Origin of the sequence: uncultured Microbacterium sp., assembly GCF_913776565.1 — a bacterium.
In the GTDB taxonomy this organism is placed as follows: domain Bacteria; phylum Actinomycetota; class Actinomycetes; order Actinomycetales; family Microbacteriaceae; genus Microbacterium.
Genome location: NZ_CAJYPF010000191.1, coordinates 1 through 24,184 on the forward strand (window position 1 = coordinate 1; position 24,184 = coordinate 24,184).

General features: G+C 70.7%; 19 protein-coding genes and 1 pseudogene. 11 read left to right on the forward strand and 9 right to left on the reverse strand.

Annotated elements, in window-relative coordinates; translation table 11 throughout:
• From QZ433_RS10595 to QZ433_RS10640, 10 genes and pseudogenes are all read left to right on the forward strand, one after another.
• Positions 1 to 1,299, forward strand: a pseudogene (locus tag QZ433_RS10595) (ATP-binding cassette domain-containing protein); the annotation flags it as partial.
• Between the two features lie 21 nt (positions 1,300 to 1,320).
• Positions 1,321 to 3,246, forward strand: a complete 1,926-nt coding sequence (gene uvrC, locus QZ433_RS10600; RefSeq protein WP_295783049.1) for an excinuclease ABC subunit UvrC — start codon at positions 1,321 to 1,323, stop codon at positions 3,244 to 3,246.
• Positions 3,247 to 3,275: 29 nt separating this feature from the next.
• The gene (gene rapZ, locus QZ433_RS10605) at positions 3,276 to 4,154 is read left to right on the forward strand and encodes an RNase adapter RapZ (protein ID WP_295783051.1); all 879 of its coding nucleotides are present in this window, start codon (positions 3,276 to 3,278) and stop codon (positions 4,152 to 4,154) included.
• 40 nt (positions 4,155 to 4,194) lie between these two features.
• Positions 4,195 to 5,172, forward strand: a complete 978-nt coding sequence (gene whiA / locus QZ433_RS10610) for a DNA-binding protein WhiA (protein WP_136585808.1) — start codon at positions 4,195 to 4,197, stop codon at positions 5,170 to 5,172.
• Between the two features lie 255 nt (positions 5,173 to 5,427).
• Positions 5,428 to 6,054 (forward strand): superoxide dismutase, encoded by a 627-nt coding sequence (locus tag QZ433_RS10615; protein ID WP_076675340.1) that lies wholly within the window; start codon positions 5,428 to 5,430, stop codon positions 6,052 to 6,054.
• Positions 6,055 to 6,157: 103 nt separating this feature from the next.
• Positions 6,158 to 7,168: a type I glyceraldehyde-3-phosphate dehydrogenase gene (gene gap, locus QZ433_RS10620; RefSeq protein ID WP_136585807.1), complete on the forward strand. Its 1,011-nt coding sequence runs from the start codon at positions 6,158 to 6,160 to the stop codon at positions 7,166 to 7,168.
• Between the two features lie 6 nt (positions 7,169 to 7,174).
• Positions 7,175 to 8,392, forward strand: a complete 1,218-nt coding sequence (locus QZ433_RS10625) for a phosphoglycerate kinase (protein ID WP_295783057.1) — start codon at positions 7,175 to 7,177, stop codon at positions 8,390 to 8,392.
• Positions 8,380 to 9,171, forward strand: coding sequence for a triose-phosphate isomerase (gene tpiA, locus QZ433_RS10630; protein ID WP_295783060.1), 792 nt, complete (start codon positions 8,380 to 8,382; stop codon positions 9,169 to 9,171). The genes QZ433_RS10625 and tpiA overlap by 13 nt, the downstream gene beginning before the upstream one ends.
• A 112-nt stretch (positions 9,172 to 9,283) precedes the next feature.
• Positions 9,284 to 9,532 (forward strand): preprotein translocase subunit SecG, encoded by a 249-nt coding sequence (secG, locus tag QZ433_RS10635; protein WP_056232190.1) that lies wholly within the window; start codon positions 9,284 to 9,286, stop codon positions 9,530 to 9,532.
• A gap of 1 nt (position 9,533) precedes the next feature.
• Positions 9,534 to 9,887 (forward strand): RNA polymerase-binding protein RbpA, encoded by a 354-nt coding sequence (locus tag QZ433_RS10640; RefSeq protein ID WP_295783069.1) that lies wholly within the window; start codon positions 9,534 to 9,536, stop codon positions 9,885 to 9,887.
• 105 nt (positions 9,888 to 9,992) lie between these two features.
• Here the strand turns inward: QZ433_RS10640 and QZ433_RS10645 are convergent, their stop codons facing one another.
• The 5 genes from QZ433_RS10645 to QZ433_RS10665 form a co-directional block, all read right to left on the reverse strand.
• Positions 9,993 to 10,739, reverse strand: coding sequence for a hypothetical protein (locus tag QZ433_RS10645; protein WP_295783072.1), 747 nt, complete (start codon positions 10,737 to 10,739; stop codon positions 9,993 to 9,995).
• Complete coding sequence (locus tag QZ433_RS10650) at positions 10,736 to 12,178, reverse strand: polysaccharide deacetylase family protein (protein ID WP_295783074.1); 1,443 nt, start codon at positions 12,176 to 12,178, stop codon at positions 10,736 to 10,738. Before QZ433_RS10650 ends, QZ433_RS10645 begins: the two co-directional genes overlap by 4 nt.
• Positions 12,179 to 12,252: 74 nt before the next feature.
• On the reverse strand, positions 12,253 to 14,061 hold the full coding sequence (gene glmS, locus QZ433_RS10655; protein ID WP_295783076.1) for a glutamine--fructose-6-phosphate transaminase (isomerizing): 1,809 nt from the start codon (positions 14,059 to 14,061) through the stop codon (positions 12,253 to 12,255).
• Positions 14,061 to 15,119, reverse strand: a complete 1,059-nt coding sequence (locus tag QZ433_RS10660; protein ID WP_295783078.1) for a GDP-mannose 4,6-dehydratase — start codon at positions 15,117 to 15,119, stop codon at positions 14,061 to 14,063. Before QZ433_RS10660 ends, glmS begins: the two co-directional genes overlap by 1 nt.
• The gene (locus QZ433_RS10665; protein ID WP_295783080.1) at positions 15,116 to 16,453 is read right to left on the reverse strand and encodes a nucleotide sugar dehydrogenase; all 1,338 of its coding nucleotides are present in this window, start codon (positions 16,451 to 16,453) and stop codon (positions 15,116 to 15,118) included. Before QZ433_RS10665 ends, QZ433_RS10660 begins: the two co-directional genes overlap by 4 nt.
• Positions 16,454 to 16,880: 427 nt before the next feature.
• Here QZ433_RS10665 and QZ433_RS10670 point away from each other — a divergent pair, with 427 nt between their 5' ends.
• A complete protein-coding gene (locus QZ433_RS10670; RefSeq protein ID WP_295783083.1) occupies positions 16,881 to 18,149 on the forward strand; it encodes a glycosyltransferase family 2 protein in 1,269 nt (422 codons plus the stop codon).
• 39 nt (positions 18,150 to 18,188) lie between these two features.
• On the opposite strand, the gene QZ433_RS10675 is transcribed toward QZ433_RS10670, so the two are convergent.
• The 4 genes from QZ433_RS10675 to zwf all read right to left on the reverse strand — a co-directional run bounded on the left by QZ433_RS10675 (position 18,189) and on the right by zwf (position 24,183).
• Positions 18,189 to 20,726 (reverse strand): LuxR family transcriptional regulator, encoded by a 2,538-nt coding sequence (locus QZ433_RS10675; RefSeq protein WP_295783086.1) that lies wholly within the window; start codon positions 20,724 to 20,726, stop codon positions 18,189 to 18,191.
• 174 nt (positions 20,727 to 20,900) lie between these two features.
• Complete coding sequence (pgl, locus tag QZ433_RS10680; RefSeq protein ID WP_295783089.1) at positions 20,901 to 21,692, reverse strand: 6-phosphogluconolactonase; 792 nt, start codon at positions 21,690 to 21,692, stop codon at positions 20,901 to 20,903.
• Complete coding sequence (locus tag QZ433_RS10685) at positions 21,689 to 22,636, reverse strand: glucose-6-phosphate dehydrogenase assembly protein OpcA (protein ID WP_295783092.1); 948 nt, start codon at positions 22,634 to 22,636, stop codon at positions 21,689 to 21,691. Before QZ433_RS10685 ends, pgl begins: the two co-directional genes overlap by 4 nt.
• A complete protein-coding gene (gene zwf / locus QZ433_RS10690; RefSeq protein ID WP_295783095.1) occupies positions 22,633 to 24,183 on the reverse strand; it encodes a glucose-6-phosphate dehydrogenase in 1,551 nt (516 codons plus the stop codon). The genes QZ433_RS10685 and zwf overlap by 4 nt, the downstream gene beginning before the upstream one ends.
• Between the last annotated feature and the right edge of the window lies 1 nt (position 24,184).

Below are 24,184 nucleotides of genomic sequence, written 5' to 3' on the forward strand. Positions count from 1 at the left end.
CGCGACCTGGGCAACACGCTCATCGTCGTCGAGCACGACGAAGAGACCATCCACGCGGCCGACTGGGTCGTCGACATCGGACCCCGCGCGGGCGTCGACGGCGGGAACGTCGTGCACTCCGGGCCCCTGGCCCAGCTGCTCGACGACGAGGCGTCGCTCACCGGCGCGTACCTCTCGGGCCGGCGCGCGATCGAGGCGCCCGAGAAGCGTCGCAAGATCGACAAGAAACGACAGGTCACGGTCGTCGGTGCCCGCGAGAACAACCTGCAGAACGTCACCGTCGACTTCCCGCTCGGCGTGCTCACCTCGGTGACCGGCGTCAGCGGCTCGGGCAAGTCGACGCTGGTGAACGGCATCCTGTACGAAGTCCTCGCCTCGAAGCTGAACGGAGCGCGCCGCGTCCCCGGCAAGCACACGCGCGTCACGGGTCTCGACAACCTCGACAAGGTCGTGCACGTCGACCAGGCGCCGATCGGACGCACCCCGCGCTCCAACCCGGCGACGTACACCGGCGTGTTCGACCGCATCCGCAGCCTCTTCGCCGAGACGCCCGAGGCCAAGGTCCGCGGCTATCAGGCCGGCCGCTTCAGCTTCAACGTCAAGGGCGGCCGCTGCGAGGCGTGCTCGGGCGACGGCACGCTGAAGATCGAGATGAACTTCCTCCCCGACGTGTACGTGGACTGCGAGGTCTGCCACGGCAAGCGCTACAACCGCGACACACTGTCGGTGCACTACAAGGGCAAGAACATCGCCGAGGTGCTCGAGATGCCGATCTCGGAGGCCGCGGACTTCTTCGAGCCCATCCAGGCGATCCACCGCTATCTGCGCACGCTCGTCGACGTGGGCCTGGGCTACGTACGCCTGGGGCAGTCGGCCACGACGCTCTCGGGCGGCGAGGCGCAGCGCGTCAAGCTCGCCACCGAGCTCCAGCGGCGCAGCAACGGACGCTCGATCTACGTGCTCGACGAGCCGACCACGGGGCTGCACTTCGAAGACGTGTCGCTCCTGCTCAAGGTGCTCAACGGCCTGGTCGACAAGGGCAACACGGTCATCGTCATCGAGCACAACCTCGACGTGATCAAGAGCTCGGACTGGGTCATCGATCTGGGCCCCGAGGGCGGTGCCGGCGGCGGCACGATCGTCGCCACCGGCACGCCGGAGCAGGTGGCGAAGGTGGCGGAGAGCCACACGGGCGCCTTCCTCGCCGAACTCCTCGAGACCGGTCGCACGGGCGCGCAGCGCAACACCGCCTCGGACGCCGGCAGCGCCGAGCGGGAGCTCGTGGGCGCGGCGGGCTGAGCCGTGGCATCCCGAGAACGGATGTCGCAGCTGCCGTACCGCCCCAAGGCCGGCGAGATCCCCACCAACCCGGGGGTCTACCGGTTCCGGGATGCCGAGGGACGCGTGCTCTACGTCGGCAAGGCGAAGAACCTCCGTGCGCGCCTGTCGAACTACTTCGCGCCCCTGCATTCGCTGCACGAGCGCACGCGGCGCATGGTGACGACGGCCTCCAGCGTGGAATGGACCGTCGTCCCCAGCGACGTCGACTCTCTGCAGCTCGAGTACATGTGGATCAAGGAGTTCGATCCGCCCTTCAACGTGCGCTACCGAGACGACAAGTCGTACCCGTTCATGGCGATCACCCTGGCCGACGAGGCGCCGCGCGTCATCGTGACCCGGAACCCCAAGATCCGTGGCGCCAAGTACTTCGGTCCGTACCCCAAGGTGTGGGCCGTGCACGACACGATCGACCTGATGATCAAGGTCTTCCCCATCCGCACGTGCAGCGACTCCTCATACAAGAAGGCGATGGCCTCGGGGCGGCCGTGCTTCCCCGGTCAGATCGGCCGGTGCGGCGGGCCGTGCTCGATGAAGGTCTCGATCGAGGAGCATCGCGCCGTCGTCAACGACTTCGTCGCGTTCATGTCGGGCGGTGACCAGCGCTTCACGCGAGAACTCACCGCGCGCATGAAAGAGGCCTCGGCGGCGATGGATTACGAGTCCGCCGCCCACTACCGCGACCGCCTACAGGCCATCGACGCCGTGCTCGGCAAGAGCGCGCTGGTGCTGGCCTCGGACACGGATGCCGACCTGTTCGGCATCGCCGAGGACGAACTGGCCGCGACCGTCCAGCACTTCGTGGTGCGCGGCGGCCGAGTGCGCGGCGTGCGGGCGACGACCATCGAGAAAGAGATCGACATCTCGGGAGCCGAGCTGGTCGACCAGGTCCTGCAGCGCACCTACGGGGACGCGGATGCCACCGACATCCCCCGGCAGGTGCTGGTTCCCGAGCTGCCCGACGACGCCGATCAGCTCGAGGCCTGGCTGCGTGAGCGGCGGGGCCGCCCGGTGACCCTGCAGGTGGCCCAGCGCGGACGCAAGGCCGACCTGCTCAAGACGGCGACCCTGAACGCGCAGCAGGCGCTGATGCTGCACAAGACGCGGCGCACGAGTGATTACGTGGCCCGCTCCCAGGCGCTCACCGACCTGCAGGAGGCGCTCGGGATGACCGAGGCGCCCCTGCGCATCGAGTGCTACGACGTCTCGCACCTGTCGGGCACCAACGTCGTGGCATCCATGGTCGTCTTCGAGGACGGACTGCCGCGCAAAGACCAGTACCGATCCTTCGGCGTGGCCGAGACCACCGACGACACCGATTCGATGTACCAGGTGCTCACCCGGCGCCTGGCGTACCTCGACCGGCCCGACAAGATCGAGCCCGAGACGGTGAACGGTGCGATCGTCGCCGACCCCGACTCCGACGAGGCCACCGCCGACGGCGAGGTCGTCACGGCCCGCAAGCGTCCGCGCTTCGCCTACCGTCCGCAGCTGCTCGTCGTCGACGGCGGTCAGCCGCAGGTCGCCGCGGCTGCGCGGGCGCTCGCGGACGCGGGCCACGAAGAGATCGCGCTCTGCGGCATCGCCAAGCGTCTCGAGGAGGTGTGGCTGCCGGGCGAGGAGTACCCCGTCATCCTGCCGCGCACCTCCGAGGCGCTCTACCTGCTGCAGCGTCTGCGCGACGAGGCCCACCGTTTCGCGATCGTGCACCAGCGCAAGCGCCGCAAGCGCGACATCACCAGCGTCCTGGCCGAGGTGCCGGGCCTGGGGGACGCACGCATCAAGGCGCTGCTGCGGCACTTCGGGTCGGTGTCCGCATTGAAGAACGCGAGCCCGGACGAGATCACCGTCCTGCCCGGCATCGGACCGACCCTCGCCGAGGCCATCCACACCCACCTGGCTCGGTAGGCTGGAACGGACGACGGGAGCTGATCGCCATGGAGCCGGCACGAGACGAGCCAGGTGAGGTGCTGATCGTCACGGGCATGTCGGGGGCCGGACGATCGACGGTCGCCAACGCCCTCGAGGACCTCGACTGGTACGTCGTCGACAACCTGCCTCCGCAGATGCTCCGGCCGCTGCTCGAGCTCACCGAGCTCGCCGGGGGAGCGGTTCCCCGGGTCGCGGTCGTCGTGGACGTGCGCGGACGGACGCTGTTCGCCGATCTGCCCGAGGCGATGCGCTCGTTGCAGGCCGGCCGCCAGGTGCGGACGGTGTTCCTCGACGCCTCGGACGCGGTGCTGGTCCGCCGCTTCGAGGCGGTGCGGCGTCCGCACCCCCTTCAGGGCGAGGGGACGATCCTGGACGGCATCCGACGCGAACGCGACCGCCTCGCGCCGATGCGCGAGGCGGCGGACGTCGTCATCGACACCTCGGCGCTCAACGTCCACCAGCTGTCGCTGCGCACGGTCGCCCTCTTCGGCGAGGAGGGTGCGGCGCGGCACACGGTGACGCTGATGAGCTTCGGCTTCAAGTACGGACTGCCGCCCGACGTCGACCTCGTGGCCGACATGCGGTTCCTGCCGAACCCGTTCTGGAGCGAGGACCTCCGCGCGCTGACCGGGGAGGACTCCCGAGTCCGGGAATACGTGCTGGAGCAGCAGGGGGCGGCCGAGTTCCTCGACGCGTATTCGGCCGCGCTCCGGCCCGTGCTCGAGGGCTACCAGCGCGAGAACAAGCGGCATTCCGTGGTGGCCGTGGGGTGCACGGGGGGCAAGCACAGGTCGGTCGTGATGACGCGCGAGCTCGCTGCACGTCTGGCCGATGTTCCGGGTGTGGCCGTGCGCGTGGCTCACCGCGACCTCGGTCGCGAGTAGGCTGTAACGTCGTCCCCGCCGCCCCCACCCGAGGAGAACCGTGCCCCTGACCGCCGATGTGAAGGCCGAACTCATCACCGTTCGCGACCCGCGCCCCACGGCGCGCGTCGCCGAACTCACGGCCCTTCTGCGCTTCTCCGGCGGTCTGCACTCCATCGCCAACCGCGTCGCCGTCGAGGCCGAGTTGGACTCCGACATCCTCGCCCGCCGCGTCGCGCGTGACCTGATGGAGCTGTACGGTGTGCGTCCCGAGCTGCACCACGTCCAGGGCTCCGGCGGACGCACGGGCGGCCACTTCGCGGTCCGCGTCATCGAGGCGGGGGAGACCCTGGCGCGTCAGACCGGTCTGCTCGATCAGCGCCGTCGTCCCGTGCGCGGTCTGCCCAACAAGCTCACGACGGGTTCGCGTCCCGACCTCAGCGCGATCTGGCGCGGGGCCTTCCTGGCCAGCGGCACGCTCAGCGACCCGGGTCGTTCGGCGGCTCTCGAGATCTCGTGCCCCTCGTCCGAGGCGGCCATGGCTCTCGTGGGCGCCGGTCACCGCATCGGCATCCCCGCCAAGGCCCGCGAGGTGCGCGGCGTCCCCCGTGTGGTCGTGCGCGACGGCGAGGCGATCCGCGGAGCGCTGTACGAGATGGGTGCGCGCCGCACCGCCGGCGAGTGGGACCAGATGCGCCAGCGTCGGGAGGTGCGCGCCGGAGTGAACCGTCTGGTCAACTTCGACGACGCCAACCTGCGCCGCTCCGCGCAGGCCGCGGTCGCCGCGTGCGCGCGTGTCGAGCGCGCGCTCGAGATCCTCGGCGACGAGGTGCCCGATCACCTGCAGCAGGCCGGCGAATTGCGACTGGCCCACCGCGACGCGAGCCTCGACGAGCTCGGGCACCACGCCGATCCGCCGCTGACGAAGGACGCGGTCGCCGGCCGTATCCGGCGCCTGCTCGCCATGGCCGACAAGAAGGCCGAGGCCGAGGGCATCCCGGGCACCGAGGCGGCCGTTCCCGTGGGCGCCGACGACTGAGTCCTCTCGGATCGCGGATGCCGGGTCCCGGCGTCCCGCGCCGGGGATGTGCGACCACCCCGCACCGCGTCCCTCCACCCCGGGCCGGGGAGCGTGCGACGCGCCCGGGCCGCTACCTTCCGTCATCCAGGGAAGCAACCCCGGGGGTGCCGCGTTGGTCCTCAATAGGATGAACTCGTCACCCTTGCTGCTCGAGCCTCGGCATGTCATTCCGGCGCAGAGGTCCGGGCAGCGCCCGATTCGGAAGTAGAGAACATGGCGAAGTACACGCTGCCCGAACTGCCCTACGACTACTCCGCGCTGGAGCCGCACATCAGCGCGACCATCATGGAGCTGCACCACAGCAAGCACCACCAGACGTACGTCAACGGGGCGAACACGACCCTCGACCTGCTCGCCGAAGCGCGCGAGAAGGGCGATTTCGCCAACATCAACCGCCTGCAGAAGGACCTCGCGTTCAACCTCGGCGGTCACACCAACCACTCGATCTTCTGGACGAACCTCTCGCCCAACGGCGGAGACAAGCCCACCGGCGACCTCGAGTCGGCGATCGACGACCAGTTCGGCTCGTTCGACGCTTTCCGTGCGCAGTTCACCGCGGCCGCCCTCGGCGTGCAGGGCTCGGGCTGGGCCGGTCTGTTCTGGGATTCGATCGGCGAGAACCTCGTCATCCAGCAGTTCTTCGACCAGCAGGGCCAGATCGTCGCGGGCACCGTTCCGCTGCTGCTCCTCGACGTCTGGGAGCACGCCTACTACCTCGACTACAAGAACGTGCGCGCCGACTACGTGAAGGCCTTCTGGAACATCGCCAACTGGGCCGACGCTCAGGAGCGCTTCGCCGCCGCCCGTGAGAAGACCGCGGGTCTGCTGGTACTGTCGTAAACGGTGCGGCGTCCCGGTGGGACACCCCACCGGGACGCCGTTGTCCGCCAGCGAATACCGCAATCACGCGCCTCTCGCGCACAACTGATTCAGGAGATATTCCGTGACCGTCAAGATCGGAATCAACGGCTTCGGCCGTATCGGACGCAACTACCTCCGCGCGGCTCTCGCGCAGGGTGCCGACCTCGAAATCGTGGCGGTGAACGACCTCACCGACAACAAGACCCTCGCGCACCTGCTGAAGTACGACTCCGTGGGCGGCGTGCTGTCCGAGGACGTGTCGTACACCGAAGACTCCATCACCGTCGGCGACAAGACCATCAAGGTCTTCGAAGAGCGCGACCCGGCCAACCTCCCCTGGGGCGAGCTCGGCGTCGACATCGTCATCGAGTCGACCGGCCGCTTCACCAAGGCCGAGGACGCCAAGAAGCACGTCGCCGGCGGCGCCAAGAAGGTGCTCATCTCCGCTCCCGCGACCGGTGACGACGCGACCATCGTCATGGGCGTGAACGAAGAGACGTACAACCCCGAGACCGACGTCATCATCTCGAACGCCTCGTGCACCACGAACTGCCTCGCCCCGCTGGCGAAGGTCTTCGAAGACGCCTTCGGCATCGAGCGCGGCTTCATGATGACCGCCCACGCCTACACCGCCGACCAGAACCTGCAGGACGGCCCGCACAGCGACCTCCGTCGTGCGCGCGGCGCGGCGATCAACATCGTCCCCGCCTCGACCGGTGCCGCCAAGGCCATCGGCCTGGTGCTGCCCGAGCTCAACGGCAAGCTCAGCGGCTCGTCGTACCGCGTTCCGGTTCCCACCGGCTCGATCGTCGACCTCACGATCGTCACGCCCACCGAGGGCCTGACCGTCGACCAGGTCAACGAGGTCTACAAGAAGGCCGCTGCCGAGGGTCGCCTCAACGGCATCCTGCAGTACACCGAGGACCCGATCGTCTCGAGCGACATCCAGGGCAACCCGCACTCCTCGATCTTCGACGCGGAGCTGACCAACGTCAGCGGCAACCTCGTCAAGGTGTCGTCGTGGTACGACAACGAGTGGGGCTACTCGAACCGTCTCGTCGACCTGACCGAGTACGTCGCCGAGCGTCTCTGACACTCCATGGCTCTGCGCACCCTCGATTCGCTGGGGTCGCTCGCCGGCACGCGCGTCATCGTCCGTTGTGATCTGAACGTCCCCCTCAAGGACGGCGTCATCACGGACGATGGCCGCGTGCGCGCGTCGCTTCCGACCCTCAACGCACTGATCAACGCCGGCGCGCGTGTGGTCGTGTGCTCGCACCTGGGCCGCCCCGACGGCGCGCCCGACCCGAAGTACTCGCTCGAGCCGGTCGCGCAGCGCCTGTCCGAGCTGCTCGGCCAGCCTGTCGCGTTCGCGCGCGACACGGTGGGCGAGTCGGCTCGGGATGCCGTGTCCTCCCTCGAGGACGGCGAGATCGCCGTGATCGAGAACCTGCGATTCAACGCGGGGGAGACCTCGAAGGACGAGGCCGAGCGCCAGGCCTTCGCGCGGGAGCTCGCCGATCTGGGCGACGCCCTCGTCTCGGACGGTTTCGGCGTCGTGCACCGCAAGCAGGCGAGCGTCTACGACCTCGCCCAGCTCGTGCCCTCGGCCGCGGGCCTTCTCATCCAGAAGGAGCTCGAGGTCCTCGATCGCCTGACGGAAAACCCCGAGCGTCCGTACACAGTCGTCCTCGGCGGCTCGAAGGTCAGCGACAAGCTGGGCGTCATCGAGCACCTGCTCCCGCGCGTGGACAAGCTCCTCGTCGGCGGCGGCATGATGTTCACCTTCCTCGTCGCCGAGGGTCACCAGGTCGGCTCGAGCCTGCTCGAGAAGGATCAGATCGACACCGTGAAGGGCTACCTCGCCACGGCGAAGGAGCGCGGCGTCGAGATCGTCCTCCCGGTCGATGCGGTCGTCGCGGCCTCGTTCTCGGCGGACGCCGAGCACGTGGTGGCGGCCGCCGACGCCCTCGAGGACACCGCCTTCGGCGCCTCCGGCCTCGGTCTCGACATCGGGCCGCGCACGGCGGAGCTGTTCGCCGACGCGATCCGCGGCTCGCGCACCGTCTTCTGGAACGGCCCGATGGGTGTGTTCGAGATGAAGGCGTTCGAAGCCGGCACGAAGACCGTCGCCCAGGCGCTCACCGAGGTCGACGGCCTCAGCGTCGTCGGCGGCGGCGACTCCGCGGCCGCGGTGCGTCAGCTCGGCTTCGCCGACGACCAGTTCGGTCACATCTCCACCGGCGGCGGCGCCAGCCTGGAGTTCCTCGAAGGCAAGAAGCTCCCCGGACTGGAGGTCCTCGGATGGCAACAGTGAACAGAACCCCCCTCATCGCGGGCAACTGGAAGATGAACCTCGACCACCTTCAGGCGGTCGCGTTCGTCCAGAAGCTGCACTGGACGCTGAAAGAGGCCAAGCACGACAACGGCAGTGTCGAGGTCGCGGTCTTCCCGCCGTACACCGACCTGCGCACCGTGCAGACGCTCCTCGACGCCGACAAGATCGACTTCGCCCTGGGCGGTCAGGACCTGTCGGCGCATGACTCGGGCGCCTACACCGGCGAGATCTCGGGGCAGTTCCTCGCGAAACTGGACGCGCGCTACGTGATCATCGGTCACTCGGAGCGTCGGCAGTTCCACCACGAGACCGACGAGGTCATCGCGGCCAAGACGCAGGCGGCCCTGCGCCACGGTCTCGTGCCCGTCATCTGCGTCGGCGAGACCTCGGAGGACCTCGAGAAGTTCGGCGCCAGCGCCGTTCCCGTGGGTCAGCTCGAGGTCGCTCTCGAAGGCGTGTCGGCCGACGCCGACATCGTCGTGGCGTACGAGCCGGTCTGGGCGATCGGCTCGGGTCAGGCGGCGACGCCCGACCAGGCCCAGGAGGTCTGCGCGAAGCTGCGCGCGGTCGTCGCCGACAAGCTCGGCGCGGACGCGGCGGCGCGCACGCGCGTGCTCTACGGCGGTTCGGTGAAGTCGGGCAACATCGCCGGCTTCATGCGCGAGCCCGATGTCGACGGTGCGCTGGTGGGCGGTGCGAGTCTCGTCGTGGATGAGTTCGCGGCGATCATCCGCTTCCAGAAGCACATCGGCGTCTGACGCCCTCACGGATGCCCGCGGCACGGCGCCGCGGGCATCCGTGCGTCCGAGACGCCTCCCCGTATACTTGACGCTTGTGCGGTCGACCCGATCGCTGTGAAAGGCTTCGACAGTGCAGATTCTCGAGTTCGTCCTGCAGGTGCTCCTGGGCATCACCAGCCTCCTGCTGACCCTGCTCATCCTGCTTCACAAGGGTCGCGGCGGCGGTCTGTCCGACATGTTCGGCGGCGGTATGAGCTCCGCCCTGGGCTCGTCGGGTCTGGCCGAGCGCAACCTCAACCGATTCACGATCGTGCTGGCTCTGGTGTGGTTCGTCACCATCGTCGGCCTCGGTCTGCTGACCAAATTCGCGGAGATCTGACATGGCCACTGGCGGCAATGCCATCCGTGGCTCGCGCGTGGGCGCGGGCCCCATGGGCGAGCAGGATCACGGCTTCCACGCGGACCGCGTGGCCGTGTCGTACTGGGACGCCCTCGGCAACGAGACCGTGCGCTATTTCGCCGCCGGGATCCCCGACGACGAGATCCCCGAGACGATCGACTCCCCGCACTCCGGCCTCCCGGCCGGGCGCGACAAGGCCAACCCGCCGGCTCTCGCCAAGGCCGAGCCGTACAAGACGCACCTCGCCTACGTGAAAGAGCGCCGCAGCGACGACGAGGCCGCCTCGCTCCTCGACGACGCCCTGCAGCAGCTGCGCGAGCGTCGCGGACAGTGATCCCGCTCGGCTCCCATCGGAGCTGAGGACGACGGGGCCGGATGCCATGGCATCCGGCCCTGTCCTTTTCCCCTGGCGAGGGGGGGAGGACCGGCGGGAGCGGGGTCAGCGGACGGGGGAGTCGGTGACGATCCTGGTCCAGGGACCGGCCGGGACGTCCGCGTCGTCGACGAACGCCCAGTCCACGCGGTCGCCGTCGCCGTTGAGGTCGGCGAAGCCGAGGCAGCCGTTGAGCGCGGGGGAGACGTCGAGGCCCGCACCGTTGTAGCGGGTGTTGGCCGGCCGGCGATCGTCGGAGCCGAAGACGTAGGCCGCGTCGCGATACTCGCCGGGGCCGGCATCCTGGATCTGCCCGTAGCAGATGCGCCCGTCCTTGCGCAGAACGACCCAGCGGTTCTTCATCAGGCTCGCCGAGGGGTCGTCGACGAGGGGCGCGTAGGCGGGGTCAGAGGCCCACGGAACCACCTGGCCACGCGTGGCGAACCCCTCGTCGTCGTTGACGTCGTCGAAGGGGAGATCGAGGTAGAACGGGTTCTGCCGGGGGGTCATGGCCGTCGGGAACCAGTCGTCGGCAGCGGTGCGCGTCTCGGTGCGGCACTCCTCGCCGACGTGGATGCCGTCGCAGCCGCCGTACGAGCCCAGCCAATCGGAGTCGTAGGTCGAGATCCGCTGGCTGCCGTCGGACGCGGAGGCGTCGAACACCTCGCCGACCCAGAAGGTGGTCGCGATGATCCCGGTATGCCAGGGATACCCGGTGTCGGGACGGTCGGGCGGGACAGGAGTGCAGGCGCTCACGCCGGCGGCGACGACCACCGCGAGGGTGATCGCCGCCGCCGTACGCCGCGTCGTCATCCGGCGACGACGCTCTCGGTGGGGTTGGCCACCTCGACCGGTCCCTGCGGCGCCGTCACCGCCGACGGGGCGAGAGTGGGCGAGGTCGTGCTCGCGGCGGGCAGGGCGGGCGCTCCGGCGCTGTCGTAGAGCTGCAGGTCGTCGGTACGCAGGGTGCCGTTGCCGAAGATCGTGAGCGCGAAGCTGATGCCCGTGTATCCGGCCGGGATCGCGGGAGTCGTCCAGTCGGCCTGCGTCCAGTCGGCCGCGGCGGCGAACCAGGGGCTCGACGTCCAGTACGACCACGCGCCGGTGCTCGAGCGCAGGTAGACCGCGAACTGCGTCACCCCGCTGGACTGGTACCACTCCCGCAGCGTGTAGGTCCTGCCGGGGCTGACGGTGGGGGCGCACTGGCCGAGGTCGAACTGCGGCAGCAGCTTGGCGTCGCCGTCGACGTAGTTCGACATCGTGATCGCGCTCGCGATGACACCGGTGTGGGCGGGGGAGCCGGTCGAGAAGGCGGGCGAGTTCGACCCGTAGCCGCCGCGCATCCAGCAGTCGGGAGCGCCCTGCTCCAGGCTCGGGTTCACCACGCCGTTGGCGGATCCGGTCACCGCGGGCACGGTCGGTCCGTCGACGACGGGTTTGACGGCGCCGCCGATCACCTCTCCCACGGTCTTGACGACCGTGCCCGCCGACGCCCGGGTCTTCAACCAGGCGGTGAACTGCGAGAAGACCGCGGGTGTGACCGCCAGGTCGCTGCAGGCGTTGTCGCACACGTCGTGGAAGGTGAACTGCACCCACCCTCCGCCGTTCTTCTCGGCGTTGGTCACGCCCGCCTTCAGATCGTCGAGGGTCCACGTGGCGTCGACCTGGTCGAGGGCCTTGAGGTAATACGGATCGGCGGGTCGGGTCGACTCGGCGTACGCGCAGTCGGGACAGCCGAAGCGGCTGCGGATGTCACCCAGACCGCGCGCACTGTTGTAGCCGCACGCGGCCGCGGCCTTCTCGACGTCGGGGGTGCTGGACGCGAACGGGTAGGCGAAGCTGCGCAACGAGAACCCCCAGGAGGTGAGGGTCTTGCGGTCGGTGCAGATCTGACGCTTCGCCTCGTCGACGCTGACCGCGGCCAGGTCGGGATGGGTGACCGTATGTCCGCCGATCTCGTGTCCGGCGTTCTTGAGCGTCGTCAGATCCGCGCGGCTCATATGGCCCGCCGCGTCGATGAACCCCGAGGGCACGTAGAAGGTCGCCCTCATGCCGTTGGTCTTCAGCGCGGGCAGGGCGCTCAGCTGATCGGCGTTGGCGTCGTCGAAGGTGAGGCTGACGATGGTGCGGGTGGCCGCCTGCGCGGGGGCGGGGGTGGCGGCCAGGGCTCCGGTGGTCACCGCCGCGATGGCGACGAGTGCCGTCAGCACTCTTCTCCACCGCGACGTCGGGGCGATCGGAGGTCGGGGCATGGGGTCTTCCTTCCGAGTTCTTCGCGCGGCGTGCGGACGCGGCGCAGGGGAGGGGGCGGGATGCCGCTGCCCGGTCACGAGACCGTCACCGACTTCGCCAGGTTGCGCGGCTTGTCGACGTTGCGCCCCAGGCGCAGGGCGAGCTCGCGCGCGAACATCTGCAGGGGGACGACGCCGTCCAGGGGGCCCCACGAGGGTCCGGACCGGGGGAGGTGCACCGCGGAACCGCCGACGGTGAGGACGCGTTCGCCGATCCGCACGATACGACCGCCGCGGGCGGTGACCTCGGCGATGTCGACGTCCAGCCGCGGGTCGCCGTTGTCGACGACGAACACCGGGGTGCCGGCATCCACCAGAGCGAGCGGACCGTGCTTGAGCTCTCCGGCGGGCTGATGCTCGGCCCAGCGATAGGACAGCTCCTTCAGCTTGAGGGCGCCCTCGGCGGCGTAGACCAGCCCGGAGCCGCGCCCGAGGAAGAGGAAGCCGGATGCCGTGGCGAACTCGGCGGCGAGGGCCGCCGACGGCTCCCGCCACTCCTCGACCGCCGCGCGCAGTGCCTCGGGCGCCGCCACGAGGGCGCGCAGGTCGGCGTCGAAGCGGGCCGCGTCGGCGCGTCCCGAGGCGCAGACACCCGACAGGGCGACGCACACGCCCGTCAGCACCTGAGCGACGAAGGTCTTCGTGGCGGCGACGCCGACCTCGGGCCCGGCGAGGCAGTCGATCACCGCGTCGGAGCGCCGCGCGAGGGACGAGGAGGTGCTGTTGGTCAACGCCAGGACGGGACCGCGCCGGGCGGGAAGACGGTCCAGGGCGCGCAGGACATCGGCGGTCTCCCCCGACTGGCTGATCGCGATGACGAGCGTCCGCGGCTCCCAGAGATCGTGGACGGCCTCGCTGGCGACCAGGGCGCGGGTGGGCAGGGCCGCGAGCCGCTCGAAGACCCCGGCGATCGCCTGGCCGGCGTGCAGGGACGTCCCGCACCCGACCACGCAGACGCGATCGACGCCGTCCAGCGGTGGAAGCCCCAGGCCCTTCCACAGGCGCCCGTCCGCGATGCCCGGGGACAGCGCGTCGACCACCCGACGGGCGACCGCCGGCTGCTCGTCGATCTCGTTTCCCATGTGATCGTCGTGCCGTCCGGTGCTGCCGAGCAGCGCGGTTCGAGGGACGGGCCAGAGGCCCCGCGGACGGGTGCTGTGGTCGTGGCGATGCCATCGAGGCCCCGCCCCTCCCACCTCGACGACGTCGTCGTCCTCGAGCACGCGGAACGCCGCGACCTCCCCCACGACCGCTCCCACGTCGCTCGCCAGGTACACGCCGTCCCCCGTCTCGGCGCAGATCAACGGAGAGGCGTGCGCGGTCCCCGCGATCTCGCCCGACCTCGCGTCGAGCACCACCACGGCCCAGGACCCTTCGAGTCGATCCCGGGCGGCGACGAGCGCGTCGCCCAGGTCGACGCCCGGCCGCAGCGCCTGTTCGATCAGATGCGCGATCACCTCGCTGTCGACCTCGGTCGCGAAGCGATGCCCCGCGGCGCGCAGCTCGGTCCGCAGTGCCTCCGCGTTCTCGACGATGCCGTTGTGCACCACGAACACGCGGCCCCCGCAGTCCTCGATCGGGTGCGCGTTCTGGGCGGTCACGGCCCCGTGCGTGGCCCACCGGGTGTGTCCGACCGCCGCGGTGGTGGCATCCGTCTCGGCGGGTCCGACCGCCGCAGCGAGGGCGGCGACGCCGCGGACCGTCCGCTCGTGCAGCGTCGTGCCGTCCGGACGCCGCGCGGCGATCCCGGCGGAGTCGTACCCGCGGTACTCCAGCCGCTCCAGCGCCGTGCGCGCTCGCGTGGCTGCGGCGGTCGTCCCGCGGAAGGCCGTGATGCCGCACATCAGACGATCCCGCGGAACGTTCCGGCCCCGGCCAGGGGCATGGCATCCGAGCCCAATCGCTCTCGCGAGAGCAGATCGGCCGCGACGCGCAGGATGGTGGTGCCCAACGGCGTGGTGGGTTCGTAGCCCACGAGATCGTGGGCCTTGGTGTTGTCGGGGACCCGTCGGCGCATGTCCTCGAATCCCGCGGCGTAGGCCTGCTCGTAGGGCACGAGCTGGATCTCGCTCGCGCTGTCGAGGGTGGCGATGATCTCTCGGGCGAGGTCGAGGATCGAGATCTCCCTCGCGCCGCCCAGGTTGTAAGCCTGGCCGCGTGCCCGCGGATCGCGCTCGATCCGCACCATTGCGGGCACGACGTCCTCGACGGCCGAGAAGCAGCGGGTCTGCAGGCCGTCGCCGAAGACGGTGAGCGGTTGGCCCCGCAGGGCCTGGCCGACCAGATTGGGCAGCACCATCCCGTACCGCCCCGTCTGACGCGGGCCGACGGTGTTGAACAGACGCACGATCGCGACGTCCAGTCCCTCTTGATCGCAGTACGCCTTGGCGAAGGCCTCGTCGATGCCCTTCGCCCCCGCGTACGTCCACCGCGACAGCAGCGGGTCGCCGAGGACGCGGTCGGAGTCCTCGCGCAGGCGATCGGCGGTGTTCTTGCCGTACACCTCGCTGGTCGACACCAACAGCACCGAGGCCTGCTGCTCGATCGCGGCCGTCAGCACGTTCTCGGTGCCGTGGATGTTGATGCGCAGGCCCCGCAGCGGCTGCTCGACGATGAGCTTGACGCCCACCGCCGCGGCGAGGTGGAACACCCGGTCGCACGAACGCATCGCCTGCGACACCGTCTGGGGGTTCAGGATCGACCCGTGGATCATCTCGAGGCGGGGGTGGTCGGCGACGCCGGCGAGGTTGCGGGCCGAGCCGGTGGACAGGTCGTCGAGGACGACGACCTCGTCGCCCTGGGCGAGCAGCAGCTCGACGAGGTGGCTCCCGACGAATCCGGCGCCGCCGGTGACGAGGGTCCTGAGGCCGGCTCCGCCGGGGAAGACGGGGATGCCGCTCACAGGAGCACCCGCCCGGCGATGTCGCTGCTGCGGTAGGTGCCGTCGACGACGAGCGCATCGCCCTCGAGCCACGCCAGGTCGTCGTCGTGGTGCCGGGTGTGCACGAGCACCACGTCGGGGTGGAACGCGGCCGGGTCGGCGAGCGAGTCGCGCTCGCGGCCGGAGTCGAGGTGGATGTGGGGAGCGTGGCTGTCGACGTACTGCACCTCCGCCCCCACGTCGATGAGGTGGTCGATGATCTCGAGGGCGGGGGATTCGCGCAGGTCCGCCACATCGGGCTTGTAGGTCACGCCCACGACGAGGATGCGCGCCCCGAGGGTGCCCTTGCCCGCGCGCCCGAGGACGTCGCGGATGCGTTCGACGACCCGCCGCGGACGGGCGGCGATGCGGGTCATGGCTTCGGTGATGACCCCCGCATCCACGTGCAGGGCCTTGAGCTGCCACAGCAGGTAGTGCGGATCGCACGGGATGCAGTGCCCCCCGACACCCGGGCCGGGATAGAACGCCATGAACCCGTAGGGCTTGGTGCTGGCCGCCTCGATGACCTCGGTGACCGGCACGTCGAGCGCCCCGCAGATGTCGGCGAATTCGTTGGCCAGCGCGATGTTCACCGCGCGGAAGGTGTTCTCGAGGAGCTTGGTCATCTCGGCGGTGGCCAGGCTCGACACGCGGTGCACTCGCGCGGCGTAGCGGGCGAGCAGGCGGGCACCCTGCTCCTCGCACTGCGGGGTGGCACCCCCGACCACGCGGGGGACGACCTCTTGAGCGAACCCGATGTTGCCCGGGTCGATGCGCTCGGCGCTGAACGTGACGAACACGTCGCGTCCGATGACGAAGCCGCGCTCGCGCAGGGGCTGCTCGACCAGGTCGTGCGTGCAGCCGACGTACGTGGTGGAGGTCAGCATGACGAGCTGCCCCGGCCGGACGGCGGCGACGACGGTGGCGCAGGCCGCCCGGAGGGGAGCGAGGTCGGGCACCTGCTGGTGGTCGACGGGGGTCGGAACGCACACGACGATCGCCGCGGCGCGGGAGAGCTCCGCCGTGTCGCTGGTGAGCCGGAAGCCGGCGGGCGCGCGCAGGGCGGCGTCGAGGCGCTCGCGGTCGGAGTCGATGAGGTCGGCGCCGCGTGCGGCGATCGTCCGCAGCCGACGCGGTGAGACGTCCAGCGCCAGGACGCGGGAGCCGCTCGCGTGATAGGCGAGCGCGGTCGGCAGCCCCACGTACCCGAGCCCGACGATCGCGACATCGAAATCGAATGTCGGCGCCTGCGGCTCGGCGGGCGTCGGGGCCGGCGACGCCGTCAGCGGGACGGCTCGCACATCGAGAGTGGACATCTTCATCCTCCAGGGCAGAGGTCCGAGGGGGCGCGGGGGAATGCGCCCCCTCGAACGGTCGGGTGCTGCGTTCGCGAACCGCTCGATCGGGGTGTCGGAGTCGGTTCGTCGCCCACCCTGGGCCGGGGCGGCGGGAGCGGTCAAGGAGCCCGGGCGGATCATGCGGGGTGCCGCGCACCGCATGTCGCGATGCGGGGAACCGCAACCGCACCTGCGGTCCCGGAGCGGTGCGGCGACGGGATCGACGACGTAGCGTCGTGCCGAGACCCGCGCCGCGAACAGGGGATGCCATGACGCCCACCGTCGATCCGACCCGTACCGCCCGGTGCGGGCACCCCATCGTCCGCCGGGCTCCCGGTATCCGTACCGTCTCCGGCGAAGCCGCCCCTCGGCCGGGTTCGGGTGCGTGCCGCCCGGAGCGACGACGGTGACCACCCTGTGGGTCGTGCTCGTCGCGATCGCCACCGTCGGCGTCTCGACCCTCGTGTGGGGGACGGCCGCCGTCTTCCGGCTTGTGGCCGAGCGCCGGCCGGGCGATGCCCTGCTGGTGCCGTCGATGTTCTACCGCGCCGACGAGGTGGCCGTGCTCATCGCCGCCCATAACGAGCAACTGGTCATCGCCGACGCGGTGCGCGCCGCACGAGCCCTGGTCCCGGTGGCGAACGTCTTCGTCGTCTCGGACGGCTCGACCGATGACACCGTCGGACGTGCGCGCGAGGCGGGCGCCACCGCGTGGGACCTCCGCCCCAACCGCGGCAAGGCCGGCGCCATCCGGGCGGGACTCGGGCACTTCGGCATCCCCGACCGTTTCCCCCTGCTGATGCTCCTCGACGCCGACTCCCGCCCCCGCCCCGACTACCTGCGCACCGCCCTGCCGCTGTTCACCGACGCAGATGTCGTCGCCGTCGCCGGTCGCGCCACCACCGCCACCGATGCGCCGAACACGCCGGTGGGGCGTCTGCTCACCGCGTACCGCGAGCGGACGTACGTGTGCACGCAGTACCTGCACAAGTTCGGTCAGGCCGCACGCGGCGCCGACGCCGTCGCCATCGTGCCGGGCTTCGCGAGCCTGTACCGCACGGACATCCTCGACCGCGTCGACATCGACGCCCCCGGGCTGTCCATCGAGGACTTCAACATGACGTTCGAGGTGCACGCCAAGCGTCTGGGGCGCATCGCCTTCCACCCCGAGTGCGCCATCGCCGAGACCCAGGACCCGGCGATCCTGCGCGACTACTCGGCCCAGATGCGGCGGTGGAGCCTCGGCTTCTGGCAGACCGTGCGCCGGCACGGTCTGCGCCCCGGACTGTTCTGGGCCTCGGTGGGCGTGTTCGCCGTCGAGACCGTCGTGTCCAGCGTCGCGCTCGCCGCCGTGCTGCCCCTGCTGCTGATCGCGGGCGTCGCGGCCCTGGGCGCGCTCGTGCTGCCGCCCGACGCGGCCGCCGTCGCCGCATCGGTGGCGCTCGCGCTCCCCGCCGGTCCCGTGGCGATGTCGTTCGTGATCGTGGACGCCCTCATGACGGCGTTCGTCTGCGCCGTGTCGCGGCAGCGTCCACGGATCTGGATGCTGCTGTTCCCGGTGCTGCGCGTCTGGGACGCCGTGCTGTGCCTGCGGGCGCTGGCCGCCGCGCTCGGACGGCCCTCCGACGGTCGGTGGCGCAGCCCCGCCCGGCGCGCCGCGCTGTCGGCGGGATGAGGGGGAGGGATGCCGAGGGCCCGGCATCCCTCCCGTCCCTCACGATGCGGCCGAGGAGCCGTGCAGCAGGGCGATCAGGTGCACCCGGCTGCTGACGCCGAGCTTGCGATAGATCCCGGTCAGGCGCAGCTCGACCGTGCGGAGCGAGACGAACAGGGTCGCCGCGATCTCGCGGTTGCGTAGCCCGCGACCGACCAGTTCGACGACCTCCTGCTCCTGAACGGACAGCACCCGGGACGTCCGCGCGGAGGGGAGCGCGCGGGGCGGACGTGCACCGTCGAGGCCGGGCAGGCACCGCTCGCGCGCGGCGGCCAGACGACGACGTTCCGCGGGGGCGTCGTCGATGCGCAGGACGTCGAGTGCCTCGCGGAAGGCCTCCGCGCCCTCGTCCTGGCACCGGCACACGGCGCGTGATCGGGCGACCGCGAGCGTCGTCCATCGACGGGGGGTGCGGATCGCGGCGGCCTCGAGGCGCGCGAGCTCGACGCGCGCCTCGGCGTGACGTCCGCTCAGCCACAGCGCCTCGACGAGATCGGCTCCGGCGCGCAGCAGGGACGGGTCCTCACCGGGGGCGAGTTCACGCGCGGTGCGCAGCGCCGTCACGGCATCGTCGTATCGTTCCTCCGCGAGGGCGATGCCCCCCTCGATCACCGCGAACCACGGCAGCAGAGCCGAGGTCCCCTCACGGCGGGCCAGGTCGCGGCCGCTGCGCACCAGGGCGGTCGCCGTGTCGTTAAGGGGGTCGAGGGCCGCGCCGGCCGCCATGAGCAGCACGGTCGCGGCGTCGGGCGTGCGCCCCGGCCCCCATTCCCGCTGCCACGCGGCCATCGCCTCGCGCGCCGCGGCGGGATCGCCGCCGCGGATCTCGTTGATGACGAGGACGCACTGGACCTGCTGCCGCCACATCGGGGCGAGCCGAGGCAGACGTTCGAGGAGGGCGGTGACCTGATGACGCACCGCGGGGTATTCCTCGCGCAGCACCTGGACACCCAGGGCCAGGAGGGCCTGTCCGATGGGCGCATCGGATGCCGGCACGGGGGCGGCCACCCCCGTGTCGATGGTCGCGGGCAAGACGAGATCGAGCCCCAGCTCCCCGAGGATCAGCGCCAGCTGCCGCGTCTCGGCTCCGACGATGTCGCGTTCGACCACCGCGCGGATGCACGCGAGGGCCTCGACGATCTCGGTGCGCTCCAGGTGCAGCCGTGCGCACTCGCAGAGCAGACTCTCGGCGGCGCGGGGTGGGATGCCGTCCACCACCGCCGCGACGAGGTCGTCGTCGACGACGTGGTCCACGATCGCGGTGGCGCGGACCTGCGCGAGCGCGCTACGTGCGCGCAGCTCGGGATCGATCAGGGGGCCGGTCCGCCGCAGGTAGTGTCGCCCGAGGGCCGAGCGATTGTGGAGCACGAGGGCCTCGCCCAGTTCGACGAGGTGGCGCGCACGATCACCCTCGTCGACGTCGCCGCCCAGCGCGCGCTCGGCGAATTCGACGGCGGCGGCGGTTTCTCCGGCGCGGGCGAGGTCGGCCGCCGCCCAGAGGAGCTCCGCGCGGTCACCGTCCGGGTCGACGAAGCTGAGGTGCCACCGGTGCGTCGCGGGGAACACACCCTCGTGATCCGCGGCCGCGCGGGCGTGCAGGCGTCGGCGCTCGTCCGCCCCGAGAGCGGCGTGGTGCCGCAGGCGCAGGGCCGGGTCGGCGAATCGGGCCAGCTCCCCGTGGACCGCGACGAGACCGGCGTCGATCAGGGCATCGACCTCGACCCCGTGATCAGCGGCGGTTCGGCGCAGCCGATCGTAGCCGTAGACCGGGCCCACCGAGAGCAGGTCCAGCACCGCGTTCGTCCGATCGTCCCGCGTCGGTCTCGACGCGCGCCGCCGCCGGCCGCCGTCGTCGTCGTCGACCAGGCGGAGGGGGACCGGCAGAGCGGCGTCGCCGGCGGCTTCGGCGGGAGTCAGCCGCACACGGGAGATCACCCGGGGGTCGCCGCCGGTGTACTTCGCGACCATGAACAGCACGGCCTGAGCCGTGCCCGGTCCGAGATGAGCCCGGGCCAGGTCGACGGAGTCCTCGAACGAGAGGCGGTCGATGCGGGTGTGCGCCATTCCGGCGAAATCGTGGCGTCCGTCCAGGCATCGCACCGTGGCGACGACGCTCAATCCGGTTCCGCGCAGCCGACCGAAGACGAAGGAGAGCACCGTGATGCTGGCGCTGTCCATCTCGTCGAGATCGTCGATGACCACGACGGCGGGCTCGTCGCGAACCAGATGCAGCGTGCGGCTGAGCTCCTCGGCGAGCAGGTGCTCCGGCCAGTCGCGACCGCGGGCCAGCACGCTGTCGATCGCCGATCCGCGACCACCTCCCAGGGCCGCCGAGACCGCGGAGATCCCGGAGTACGGCCACATCCGCTCGTTCGGGCTCGCGACGACGACGGCGGCGTCCCAGACGCGGGCGATCTCGCGGGCCAGCGCGGTCTTGCCGATCCCGGGCTCGCCGACGAGCAGGCATATCGACCCCGCCCGTGCGCCGATCGCGCCCTCGACGCGTCGCATCTCCCGCTTGCGACCGATAAACGGCATCCGAACGCTCCCAACTGCGTCGGCCGACTCGACGGATGACCGTCGGTACGGACCCGGATGCCCCCCCGTCACGAATCTAAGCGGCGCCTTCGAGGATGACAAGGGTCTGCCTCCTGTGAAAATGCGAAGGACCGGATGCCGACGGCATCCGGTCCTCCCCGCGTTCACTCGCGCTCAGTACTCGCGGTCGATGAGCTGCGGCGGCACCTGATCGGCGGCGACCTCGTCGACGAAGAACGCCGTCCGCCGGCGTCCCTTCGCACCCGCCGCGGGGACGCTCTGGTAGCTCGCTCCCGCGAGGGCGAGACCGAGGGCGGCCGCCTTGTCGGCGCCGGCGATCACCATCCACACGCGCTTCGAGGAATTGATCACCGGGCGGGTCAGCGAGACGCGCTCGCTCGGCGGCTTCGGCGACTCGCGCACGGCCACGACCGCGCGATCGGTCACCGAGATCTCGGGACGATCGGGGAAGAGCGACGCGATATGCGCGTCGGGTCCGACGCCCAGGAAGCAGATGTCGAACGACGGCCACGGCCCGGAGTCGCCGCGGTCCGACGGGGCGAACTGCGCGAGCTCGTCCGCGTAGGCGGTGGCGGCGGCATCCAGGTCGATCCCGTCCTCGCTCGAGGCGACGGTGTGGATGTTCTCGGCGGGGATGTCGAGGTGGTCGAGGAACGCCTCGCGCGCCTGCTTGTCGTTGCGGTCGTCGCTGTCGCGCGGCACGAAGCGCTCGTCGCCGAACCAGAAGTGCACCAGCGACCAGTCGATGTCGGCCACCCGCTCGTCGCGGGCCGCCGTGCGCAGGACGGCGCCGCCCATCGTCCCGCCCGTGAGGCAGACGTGCATGCGCTTGCCCTCGGCCACACGCTTGACGATGCGGTTCATGAAGCGCGTCGCGACGTACGCGGCGAGGGTGTCGGCATCCGGCTTGATGATGACCTGCTTGACGGCGCCGTTCTCGGTCATGAACCGCTCTTCTCGCTCGCCGCGAGCAGCAGGTCGTGGCCCTCGGTGATGACGCGTCCGTAGAGCAGGTCGGGGTCGAGTCGGCGCAGTTCCTCCGCCAGGCATTCGCGGAGCGTCCGGCGCGGGAAGGCGAGATCGTGCGTGGGCTGACCCGGCTGCGTCAGCACGGCCACGCCGGCCTCGGGACGCTCCAGCAGCGTGTCGCCGCTGGGACGGGTCAGTCGCACCGACTTGATACCGCTCGCCCACTCGGCGGCGGGCAGGTAGGCGTAATCGACGGGGGCGTCGAGCTTCATGCCCAGCCACGCGGCCAGGAGCGCCGTCGACGGGGAGTCGGACGCGCCGCGCACCTCGATCGCGGTGACCGGCTCGAACGGAGGCTGATCCAGCACCGCGGCGAGCTGCTCACGCCAGCGGGTCACCCGGGTCCACGCGAAGTCGGTGTCGCCGGGGGCGTAGTGCTCGCCGAGCTGTGCCACCCAGGCGGCGGGATCCGGCTGCGACGATGCGTCAGTGATGCGACGCTGCGCGATGCGGCCGATCTCGGAACGCGAGGGGTCGGCGGGGGCCTCGGCCGGCCACCACGCGACGACGGGGGCGTCGGGCAGCAGCAGGCCGGTGACCAGGCTCTCGGCATTCGAGCCCGCGGCGCCGTGCGCACGCAGGACGACGACCTCGCTCGCGCCGGCGTCCCCGCCCACGCGGATCTGCGCGTCGAGCCGGGGCTCCTCGTCGCTGTCGCCCAGCAGTACGGCGATCACGCGCATCGGGTGCTCGCGCGAGGCGTCGTTGGCGGCCTCGATGACCTCTTCTTCGGCGCCGTGATGGGTGACGATGATGAGCGTCAGCACGCGGCCCAGGGCGACGGCGCCGCCCTCCTCGCGGACGCTGACGAGCTTCTTCGAGATCGCGCTGACGGTGGTGTCGGGCAGATCGATGATCACGGGCGCCTCCAGGTGCGGCCGTCGCGGGCGAGGAGCTCATCGGCGGATGCCGGCCCCCACGACCCGGGCGAATACTGTTCGAGCGGGCCGCCCTGCGCGGCCCAGTACTCCTCGATGGGGTCGAGGATCTTCCAGCTGAGCTCGACCTCCTCGTGCCGCGGGAACAGCGGCGGGTCGCCCAGCAGCACGTCGAGGATCAGACGCTCGTAGGCCTCGGGGCTGGCTTCGGTGAACGCGTGTCCGTAGCCGAAGTCCATCGTCACATCGCGCACCTGCGTACCGTCTCCGGGCACCTTGGAGCCGAAGCGGATGGTCACGCCCTCATCGGGCTGCACCCGGATGACGAGCGCGTTCTGACCCAGCTCCTGCGTCTGGCTCCGCGAGAAGAGCTGCTGCGGCGCGCGCTTGAACACCACGGCGACCTCGGTCACACGGCGTCCGAGACGCTTGCCGCTGCGCACGTAGAAGGGCACGCCCGACCAGCGTCGCGTGTTGATCTCGAGCTTGATCGCCGCGAACGTCTCGGTGACCGACTCGGGATTCATGCCGTCTTCCTCGAGGAAGCCGAGCACCTTCTCGCCGCCCTGCCAGCCACCGGCGTACTGTCCGCGCGCCGTCGCCTCGGCGAGGTTGTCGGGCACGCGCACGGCGGCGAGCACCTTCTCCTTCTCGGCGCGCAGGTCGGAGGCGTTGAAGCTGATGGGCTCCTCCATCGCCGTCAGCGCGAGCAGCTGCAGCAGGTGGTTCTGGATGACGTCGCGCGCCGCTCCGATGCCGTCGTAGTACCCCGCGCGACCGCCGACGCCGATGTCCTCGGCCATGGTGATCTGCACGTGGTCGACGTAGTTGCGGTTCCAGATCGGCTCGTACAGCTCGTTGGCGAAGCGCAGCGCGAGGATGTTCTGCACCGTCTCCTTGCCGAGGTAGTGGTCGATACGGAAGATCGAGTCCGCCGGGAACGCGCTCTCGACGGACTCGTTGAGCTCGCGCGCCGAGGCGAGGTCGTGACCGAAGGGCTTCTCGATGACCACACGGCGCCACCCGTTGACGCCGTCGGCCTGGTCGCCGACCAGACCCGACTCCTTGAGCTGGGCCGTGACCACCGGGAACGCCTTGGGCGGGATCGACAGGTAGTAGGCGTGGTTGCCCATCGTGCCGCGCTCGGTGTCGAGCTTGTCGACGGTGTCGCGGAGGCGGCGGAACGCCTCGGGGTCGTCGAACTCGCCCTGGACGAAGCGGATGCCCTCGAGCAGTTCCTTCCACGTCTCCTCACGGAACTCGGTGCGGGCGTACTTCTTGACCGACTCGTAGACGACCTCGGCGAAGTCCTGATCCTCCCAGTCGCGGCGGGCGAAGCCGACCAGGGCGAAGCCCGGGGGGAGCAGCCCGCGATTGGCCAGGTCGTAGACCGCCGGCATGAGCTTCTTTCGGGAGAGGTCGCCGGTGACGCCGAAGATGACGAGGGCGCTGGGCCCCGCGATCCGGCTCAGACGGCGATCCTCGGGGTCGCGCAAGGGGTTGTGACCCGGTGTGATCTCTACGACCATG

Bases quoted from the DNA above. Each gene is read 5' to 3' on its own strand.
- uvrC (WP_295783049.1), top strand. From the start codon at position 1,321: ATGTCGCAGCTGCCGTACCGCCCCAAGGCCGGCGAGATCCCCACCAAC.
- rapZ (WP_295783051.1), top strand. From the start codon at position 3,276: ATGGAGCCGGCACGAGACGAGCCAGGTGAGGTGCTGATCGTCACGGGC.
- QZ433_RS10615 (WP_076675340.1), top strand. From the start codon at position 5,428: ATGGCGAAGTACACGCTGCCCGAACTGCCCTACGACTACTCCGCGCTG.
- QZ433_RS10625 (WP_295783057.1), top strand. From the start codon at position 7,175: ATGGCTCTGCGCACCCTCGATTCGCTGGGGTCGCTCGCCGGCACGCGC.
- tpiA (WP_295783060.1), top strand. From the start codon at position 8,380: ATGGCAACAGTGAACAGAACCCCCCTCATCGCGGGCAACTGGAAGATG.
- QZ433_RS10640 (WP_295783069.1), top strand. From the start codon at position 9,534: ATGGCCACTGGCGGCAATGCCATCCGTGGCTCGCGCGTGGGCGCGGGC.
- QZ433_RS10645 (WP_295783072.1), bottom strand. From the start codon at position 10,739: ATGACGACGCGGCGTACGGCGGCGGCGATCACCCTCGCGGTGGTCGTC.
- QZ433_RS10650 (WP_295783074.1), bottom strand. From the start codon at position 12,178: ATGCCCCGACCTCCGATCGCCCCGACGTCGCGGTGGAGAAGAGTGCTG.
- glmS (WP_295783076.1), bottom strand. From the start codon at position 14,061: ATGTGCGGCATCACGGCCTTCCGCGGGACGACCGCCGCAGCCACGCGA.
- QZ433_RS10665 (WP_295783080.1), bottom strand. From the start codon at position 16,453: ATGTCCACTCTCGATGTGCGAGCCGTCCCGCTGACGGCGTCGCCGGCC.
- QZ433_RS10675 (WP_295783086.1), bottom strand. From the start codon at position 20,726: ATGCCGTTTATCGGTCGCAAGCGGGAGATGCGACGCGTCGAGGGCGCG.
- pgl (WP_295783089.1), bottom strand. From the start codon at position 21,692: ATGACCGAGAACGGCGCCGTCAAGCAGGTCATCATCAAGCCGGATGCC.
- zwf (WP_295783095.1), bottom strand. From the start codon at position 24,183: ATGGTCGTAGAGATCACACCGGGTCACAACCCCTTGCGCGACCCCGAG.